The sequence below is a fragment of the Pontimonas sp. genome, assembly GCF_031581085.1.
Classification (GTDB): Bacteria; Actinomycetota; Actinomycetes; order Actinomycetales; family Microbacteriaceae; genus Pontimonas.
This window is the reverse complement of record NZ_JAVLBO010000068.1, coordinates 1-1487: the sequence shown is the minus strand read 5'-3', so window position 1 is coordinate 1487 and position 1487 is coordinate 1. Positions and strand designations below refer to the sequence as shown.

The 1487-nt window shown below is 56.3% G+C and carries 2 protein-coding genes and 1 pseudogene; all 3 read right to left on the bottom strand.

Features of this window, described 5'->3' with window-relative positions:
- A pseudogene (locus RI518_RS07900) lies at positions 1-310 on the bottom strand (hypothetical protein); the annotation flags it as partial.
- A 2-nt stretch (positions 311-312) separates the two neighbouring features.
- Positions 313-639: an antibiotic biosynthesis monooxygenase gene (locus RI518_RS07895; protein ID WP_310689829.1), complete on the bottom strand. Its 327-nt coding sequence runs from the start codon at positions 637-639 to the stop codon at positions 313-315.
- Between the two features lie 64 nt (positions 640-703).
- A partial coding sequence (locus RI518_RS07890) for a BtpA/SgcQ family protein (RefSeq protein ID WP_310689828.1) occupies positions 704-1487 on the bottom strand: 784 nt, incomplete at its 5' end.

Below are 1487 nucleotides of genomic sequence, written 5' to 3'. Positions count from 1 at the left end.
CGCCTCGGTAAGTCGGGCGAAAATCACGGTCGAAAAGCAAAAAATCAGGAGTACAGGCAGCGCCCAGTTCGTAGGCAAAACGCTGATCGGTATCGCGCAGGTAGGGAAAAGACCAAAGCGCTCTGACTACTTGCTCGTCCATTCCGGAGACACCATCCTCTGCGGAAACGTTGGAGTCGTTACTGACAATGGCGACCAGCGTGGCTTGGTGGCTGGGTTCTTTTACCTGCCAGAGTCGACTGGTCGCGTCCACGAGCTCCGCCTCGGGCAACTCGACACCCAACATCACTCCAGTGGACCCGACGGCCATTGCTACAGGGAACCCTTCGACCCACTCGAGAAGTCTGCGGCGAGTGCCTGATGAACCACTAACTCTCCCTCAACCAAATTCTCAAGGTCGGCGATCAACGATTTCACATGACCTGTTTCGAGGTGGGCATCGAATGCCTCTCGGGAGGCATACACCTCGACCATCATGAACTCGCCGGGCCGATCTATGAGGTCGTGAACGGCGTAGGTGACCACTCCAGGTTCTTCCCACGACGCGCGGGCGACACCCTCAAGTCGGTCCTTTAATTGCGCTTCTTGACCTGCTTTCGCCGTGGCTACGGCGACAACGACAAGGTGCTCACTGCTCATCAGAAAACCCCGTTTCTTCTCTGCCGAACATATTGTGTCCCATTCAGGCTAACCCGACAACGGCTTAAGAGCGCAGTGAGCGCACTACACCCATCAACTCGTTCACCCGACCAGAATCAGCTTCGTTCTCGAATACGCCATCTTTCTTGAAAAAGGTGCCGACCACGGCACCGTCTGCGATGCTGAGTTGCTCCTCCGCGTTATCGGCGCGGACTCCCGTGTTCACGAATACGGGAACGTCTCCTGCGGCGCCTTTTACCTGACTGAGTACCTGCGTGTCGGTCGAAGCTCCCGCCGTGAGACCAGACACGCACAGCCCATCGGGGACCGTTGCGAACACCGTGGTCTTCGTCAGGTCGACAATGTCCCGGGATGCCAAATAGGTAGCCGACTCAGGAACAATGTTGAACAGCAGCTTGACGTTTTGAGCTGCTGTGCGAGTGCGGTGACGAGCTGCTTGGCCGACATTCGTGTCCCACAGCCCGAAATCGCTTGCATACACACCGGTGAAAATTTCGCGGACAAACGATGCGTCTGTCGCATTGGCCAGATCAATCGAGGCGATTCCATCCCACAGCACGTTGACACCAAACGGTTGAGAAATCTCGGAGTGAAGTTCTCCGATTACTCGCGCCATTGAAATGGCCGTAATGGGCTCGGTCTTCGTGAGATAGGGAAGGCTGAATTCATTAGAAAACATAATGGCGTCCACTCCACCACTCTGTAACGCATCGAGCTCACGTCTCGCGCGGTCAGTCACCGCGCGCATCCCCGCCGCTGTGTCGAAGCCGGGGTCTCCTGGCAGGGCCATTAAATGCAACATGGCAATGACAGGCTTTTTTACCCCA

Bases quoted from the DNA above. Each gene is read 5' to 3' on its own strand.
- RI518_RS07895 (WP_310689829.1), bottom strand. From the start codon at position 639: ATGAGCAGTGAGCACCTTGTCGTTGTCGCCGTAGCCACGGCGAAAGCA.